Below are 6,098 nucleotides of genomic sequence, written 5' to 3' on the forward strand. Positions count from 1 at the left end.
CATTGAAGAATCTACCCTGATTTAGCGGTAAGCCACTTCATTTACCATATTGGTTATTTTGTACCAGAACCAGTCCAGCGCCTGATCAATACTTTTCACCTGACCGGAAATATGTGCCGTTGAAGCCTGATACAACTGTCCGTCGATGACCGTCAGATTGCCATTTACATCACCGTATACCTGAGCAGTTCCATTCTCTATCGTAAGATCGCCAGCAATGGACTTGCCCTCCGGAACAATAACCGTGTTTCCTTCAATCACGATCTGGTCCAGATTATTTCCCTTAACGACCATTTCGTTATTCTGATTCCAGAAATTCCAGGCGCTAAAGAGCATCACGACCAAAAAGAAGGCTGCCGCCGTCAGCGCGGGATGTCCTTTGACCCATTTGAGCCATATTTGCTGTCTCTTGGGCTGGGGCAGAGCATTCATAATTCGATTGGTCAGCTCATCCGAGGCAGACGGTGAATAGTGTTTCATGGCAAAGAGTAGCATTTCCGTCTGTTCCAACTCTTTAAAGCGCATGCGACAATCCGGACAGGTCACAAGGTGACTTTTCAGTTCAACCTTCTGGGCCGGGGACAACGACTCATCCAAACATTCATGCATTAAAGAGACGGCCGAGTTGCAATCCATATGAGAGCCAATCCTTTCTTAGATCACTTAGTCCTTGCATCGCCAAAAAGCACGCATAAGACTTGCATACATTACATACGTATCCGTTTCGGATATGTTTCAAATAAATTCGCCCAAATAAAAGACGTTTTACCTTTACAACTTATACTCCAGTTTTTTACGCAAAAAATCACGCCCACGATGAACACGAGTCTTAATCGTTGTTACGGGCATACCTGTCACATCACTGATTTCCTGTAGCGACAAGTCCTGTAAATATCTCAAAATCATGACTGATTTATACTTGGCCGGCAAACTGTCAATCGCTTCACGGATTAGTGTCTGTGTTTCAGACAAAAGTGCTTCACTCTCTGGTGTACGATCATCGCTTGGAAGCATCGCATAACCATCAGACCCTTCCTGATCATTCAATTCTGCATCCAATGAATAAGAAGGTTTCTTCCGCCGTAAGCGGTCAATACACAGATTGGTTGCAATCCGGTATATCCAGGTTGAGAACTTCTGGTTCGGATCATACTTCTCCATATTGCGAAACACACGCAAAAACGTCTCCTGTACAACGTCTTCGGCTTCATGACGATTGTTCAGCATCCGGTATGCCAGATGAAACAGCTTGTCCTTGTATAATTCAACGATTTCTGCAAAGGCCCGCTGGTCACCCTTCAGTACCAGCTTAACAAGCCTGTTCTCCAAATTGTCCACCCTTATTCCCCCAGACATGCTGATGGGTCTTCCGCCTTCTGATACCCGTCCACACTTGTAATTCACCAATCAAATCGTAAATCAACTTTGGTCAAAAATCAAGACTGTGCCGGAAAATATCCGCCAAAAACAGTAAAAACGGGAACTCCCGAAGGAGTCCCGTTTCATCTCTCACTCAAGCAGAGGAAAGAATTAAGCTTTTACTATCTATATGGCTGGAAAATTCACTTCATATATTGTTAAGCAGATTAACGATCAACCCGTATTCCGAAGTCCTGCTGCAATGCCGTTAATCGTAAGCAACACTTCACGCAGTAACTCTGTGTCATCCTCGCCACGCTCACGCATATCTCTGAGCTCACTCAGTAGTTGGACCTGCATGTAGGACAAAGGATCGACATACGGATTACGAAGTCGGATCGACTCTTGAATCACCGGTACATCATCCAGAATTTCAGCTTCTCCGGTAATTTTCAGAATCAGCTCTTTGGTGAGTTTGAATTCCGATTCAATCTGACCATAGATGCGATCACGTGCTTCCTCATTGGAAGTCATAGCCGAGTATTCCTTCGCAATGACCAAATCTGCTTTGGCAACAGCCATCTGCACCGTATCAATTAGTGTACGGAAGAATGGGAAGTTTTCATACATTTCTTTCAGGACAACCAGATTTTCTTCTTTATCCTGATAGTAACTTTGCAGTCCCGTTCCTGCCGCATACCATGCGGGAAGCAGATAACGACTTTGGGTCCAGGCAAATACCCAAGGGATCGCTCTCAAATCCTCGAACTTGTCGCTGTTTTTCCGTTTCGATGGACGTGAACCAATATTCAGTTCCCCAACCTCAGGCAGCGGTGTCGATTCCTTGAAGAAGGTAAAGAAGTCTGGATCACGGAAAATGAGATCCTGGTATTTGGTCAGGGAAACTTGAGAAATATCTTTGATGATGCTATCCCAATGACGCTCTGATGCCGACTCTTGCGGCTCCAGACCGTTTAGTGCAGCGGTAATCAAAGCCGATGTAGCCTGCTCAAGACTCCGGTATGCAATTCCCTGAAGGGAATAACGGGAAGAAATAACCTCACCCTGCTCTGTAATCTTGATTCCCCCACCAATGGTGTGTGGTGGTTGAGCAAGAATACTGCGGTTGAGAGGCATGCCTCCACGTCCTAGCGCCCCACCTCTACCATGGAAGAACTTCAGCTTAACGCCGTGTTTATTAGCAACATCGGTGATAGCATTCATCGCCACGCGCAGCTCCCAGTTGGCTGTAACCACTCCGCCATCCTTGTTGCTGTCCGAGTAACCCAACATGATTTCATGCAGTTCATTCCGTCCACTCACACTTGCGCGATATACCGGAAGGTTGAACAGCTTCTCCATAATTTCCGAAGCGGCATGAAGATCATCAATCGTTTCAAACAATGGAACCGCTTGAAGCGTAGATACCACTTCACCGTTATGTTCTTTACGGAACAACCCTACTTCTTTGGCAAATACCATAACCTCAAGCAGGTCACTTGCCCCTTGGGTCATACTAATCAGGTAGCTTGTGATACAACCGGCCCCAAACTCGCTCTGAGCACGCTTGATCGTACGGAATACGTCCAGACACTCTTTGGTCCCCTCTGTGTATTGGTGATAAGGGGAAGTCAACGGACGAGGATCATCCAGCAAACGAGCCAGTAAATCGATTTTGCCATCTTCCGTCAAACGAGCATAATCTTCTACGATGTTCATCTTGGCCAAAATCTCCGACATCGCATTTTCATGCTCTTTGCTGTGCTGACGCACATCCAATGCAGCTGTATGGAAACCGAACAGTTCCACTTGACGAATCATTTTACGAATGGTCGTATCTGCTACATAGTCTGCAAAATGATGACGCAGGCTGCGATCGATAATCATCAGATCATCCATCAGTCCTTGAGCGCCGTCATAGCGATCAGGCTGTCCTACTTTGTTCTCATCCAGGACATTGTTCAGCTTGGCAATCATATATGCCAATTTAATGCGATATGGCTCTTTTTCATTTCGCCACATATCCACTTTTTTCAATGTTACACAACTACGGTCTTGCTCAATCGACTGCACCAGTTCATCCGATACGTGGATGATGTTCGTGCTGAAGCTGAGATGTCCCATAAGTTCAATCATAATCCGTTGATACTCACGCAAAGCGAGCTTACGCTGCATCAACAGTGTCTGCCATGTTACATCTGAAGTTACCGAAGGATTTCCATCCCGGTCTCCACCGATCCAGGAACCGAACCGCAAATACGTCGGCACATGCCAGTCATGGTCAGGATAAAATTTATTCAGGCAGCGTTCAAGCTCCTGGTATACATCCGGAAGTACATGGAACAACGTTTCATGAAAGTAATACATTCCGTTCCGTACTTCATCAAGCACAGTCGGTTTACGGTCACGAAGCTCATCAGTCTGCCATAGAGTAATGACTTCATTCAGCAGCTTCTCCCGCAACTGTTCACGTTCACGCAACGTCAGCGTAGGATTATCAAGTGACATGACATCTTCGGATATCCGTTTGTGGATGTCCAGTATAACCCGACGCATGGCTTCGGTTGGATGAGCTGTCATAACCAATTCCAGCGATAATTCTTCTAGAATATCCTCTACTTCCTTGTGAGACAGTCCACGTTCCTTCAGATCTTGTACTGCTTTTTCAATCGATCCTGGCTGCACAGCGTCCCCTGCAGAACGTTCATAATCCCGTTTACGCCGGATCCGATGGTTTTGTTCAGCAATGTTAACTAATTGAAAATAAATCGCAAAAGCTCTAATCACCTGATGGCGATTTTCCGAGTCTAATTCCTGGATCATCGTTTTGAACTCTGCATAAAGTTCTGGCAAGAACTCTGCACGCAACGATTTGCTCGTTTCCCGAATCTTCTCAACGATATCTAGAAGCTCCGTGCCTCCTTGATGGACAAGAACTTCTCCGAGTATATTGCCCAGGAACCGCACGTCTCGCCGAAGCAGGTTGTTGGATTGGCTTTTGCTGGCGGTTACCATAGTTTCAGTCATGCTTATCCTCCCATCTGATCGTTCCATTCGTACACGTAAATTTGACACCTTCATAACATCATACAATAAAATGGTACGAAAATCTTTATTTTTCTACTAGTAAAAATGGGGATTTACCCTGATTTACCGCACAAAAACACGCTTTATTATTCATTTTCTTGTTCTGCTTCGATTAATGGTCAAATGCTGTCGCATGATACCTTTTTCACGTACTTTTCATTACTCGAATAACTCATACCTATTCTAAATTTTTCATAAATATACAGTTAGAATGGGAATGTTCGTTGTACCTGAATAGATTCGTATCTGCATGATTTCCATTGTTACAAACCAGACGAAACATAAAGAAACATGACCGGCAAAGCAAGCTTTTGTATACTTTATCACAGTGACGCAATAAATTAAAGAGTGTATTTATAATTTTTTGATTCTTTTAGCAGAATTTAATGAAGGAGTTCGGAGGTATTTTTTCACTTATCAAACGAATATAGAGGAGATTGGTATTATAATGAGATGTTGTTTCTATAAATAAAAGAAAAGTCCCTGTATATACAGAGACTTTCCAATGAAACATGAAGCGGGTGATGGGAATCGAACCCACGCTATTAGCTTGGAAGGCTAAAGTTCTACCATTGAACTACACCCGCAAATAAAAATCGGGATGACACGATTTGAACATGCGACCCCCTGGTCCCAAACCAGGTGCTCTACCAAGCTGAGCTACATCCCGATACTTATGAAAATAATGGCGCGCCCTGAGAGATTCGAACTCCCGGCCTTTTGATTCGTAGTCAAACGCTCTATCCAGCTGAGCTAAGGGCGCATATAAAACTTTAAAAAGATTGGAGCGGACGATGGGAATCGAACCCACGACCCTCGCCTTGGCAAGGCGATGCTCTACCGCTGAGCCACGTCCGCAAAACCTATGCGCGTGGAGGGACTTGAACCCCCACGTCGTGAAACGCTAGATCCTAAGTCTAGTGCGTCTGCCAATTCCGCCACACGCGCATGTGAAAAGTGAGTCATGAAGGGCTCGAACCTTCGACACCCTGATTAAAAGTCAGGTGCTCTACCAACTGAGCTAATGACTCAAACTAAAAACTAAAATGGCTGGGGATATAGGATTTGAACCTATGCATGACGGAGTCAAAGTCCGTTGCCTTACCGCTTGGCTAATCCCCATTAAGTTAAGTGGTGGAGGCTGAGGGGATCGAACCCCCGACCCTCTGCTTGTAAGGCAGATGCTCTCCCAGCTGAGCTAAGCCTCCATCCTATGACCCGTAGGGGATTCGAACCCCTGTTACCTCCGTGAAAGGGAGGTGTCTTAACCCCTTGACCAACGGGCCCCATTTCCAAAGCTCTCAACCGGGATCGAACCGGTGACCTCATCCTTACCATGGATGCACTCTACCTACTGAGCTATGAGAGCAAATGGCTCCCCGAACAGGGCTCGAACCTGTGACAACTCGATTAACAGTCGAGTGCTCTACCAACTGAGCTATCAGGGAATAATATGCATTTGCAGTGCAAATGCAATTCATCATACAACGTTAACATGCAGAGCCTGTTTTCTATGTAGGATGAAAGAGTTCGCTTGGCGGCGTCCTACTCTCCCAGGACCCTGCGGTCCAAGTACCATCGGCGCTAGAGGGCTTAACGGTCGTGTTCGGGATGGGTACGTGTGGAACCCCTCCGCCATCGCCACCAAACGC

At 45.7% G+C, this 6,098-nt stretch carries 3 protein-coding genes, 11 tRNA genes and 1 rRNA gene; all 15 read right to left on the reverse strand.

Features of this window, described 5'->3' with window-relative positions; translation table 11 throughout:
• Positions 1-21: 21 nt before the first annotated feature.
• Positions 22-636 (reverse strand): zf-HC2 domain-containing protein, encoded by a 615-nt coding sequence (locus BLS14_RS27685; protein ID WP_063567043.1) that lies wholly within the window; start codon positions 634-636, stop codon positions 22-24.
• A 135-nt stretch (positions 637-771) separates the two neighbouring features.
• A complete protein-coding gene (sigW, locus tag BLS14_RS27690; RefSeq protein WP_017692117.1) occupies positions 772-1,338 on the reverse strand; it encodes an RNA polymerase sigma factor SigW in 567 nt (188 codons plus the stop codon).
• Positions 1,339-1,593: 255 nt separating this feature from the next.
• Positions 1,594-4,386, reverse strand: a complete 2,793-nt coding sequence (ppc, locus tag BLS14_RS27695) for a phosphoenolpyruvate carboxylase (protein ID WP_090954858.1) — start codon at positions 4,384-4,386, stop codon at positions 1,594-1,596.
• Positions 4,387-4,962: 576 nt separating this feature from the next.
• Positions 4,963-5,033 (reverse strand) — tRNA-Gly (locus tag BLS14_RS27700).
• Positions 5,034-5,042: 9 nt separating this feature from the next.
• A tRNA-Pro gene (locus tag BLS14_RS27705) sits at positions 5,043-5,116 on the reverse strand.
• Positions 5,117-5,132: 16 nt separating this feature from the next.
• A tRNA-Arg gene (locus BLS14_RS27710) sits at positions 5,133-5,209 on the reverse strand.
• A gap of 20 nt (positions 5,210-5,229) precedes the next feature.
• A tRNA-Gly gene (locus tag BLS14_RS27715) sits at positions 5,230-5,304 on the reverse strand.
• 8 nt (positions 5,305-5,312) lie between these two features.
• Positions 5,313-5,394, reverse strand: a tRNA-Leu gene (locus tag BLS14_RS27720).
• 10 nt (positions 5,395-5,404) lie between these two features.
• Positions 5,405-5,477 (reverse strand) — tRNA-Lys (locus BLS14_RS27725).
• A gap of 16 nt (positions 5,478-5,493) precedes the next feature.
• Positions 5,494-5,568 (reverse strand) — tRNA-Gln (locus BLS14_RS27730).
• A gap of 10 nt (positions 5,569-5,578) precedes the next feature.
• Positions 5,579-5,654, reverse strand: a tRNA-Val gene (locus BLS14_RS27735).
• A gap of 6 nt (positions 5,655-5,660) precedes the next feature.
• Positions 5,661-5,732: transfer RNA gene (locus BLS14_RS27740), tRNA-Glu, on the reverse strand.
• 10 nt (positions 5,733-5,742) lie between these two features.
• A tRNA-Thr gene (locus BLS14_RS27745) sits at positions 5,743-5,815 on the reverse strand.
• Between the two features lie 3 nt (positions 5,816-5,818).
• Positions 5,819-5,894: transfer RNA gene (locus tag BLS14_RS27750), tRNA-Asn, on the reverse strand.
• A gap of 84 nt (positions 5,895-5,978) precedes the next feature.
• A 5S ribosomal RNA gene (rrf, locus tag BLS14_RS27755) occupies positions 5,979-6,095 on the reverse strand.
• Positions 6,096-6,098 lie beyond the last annotated feature (3 nt).

The organism is Paenibacillus sp. OK060, from assembly GCF_900101205.1.
Taxonomy (GTDB): Bacteria; Bacillota; Bacilli; order Paenibacillales; family Paenibacillaceae; genus Paenibacillus; species Paenibacillus marchantiae.

Bases quoted from the DNA above. Each gene is read 5' to 3' on its own strand.
- ppc (WP_090954858.1), bottom strand. From the start codon at position 4,386: ATGACTGAAACTATGGTAACCGCCAGCAAAAGCCAATCCAACAACCTG.
- BLS14_RS27685 (WP_063567043.1), bottom strand. From the start codon at position 636: ATGGATTGCAACTCGGCCGTCTCTTTAATGCATGAATGTTTGGATGAG.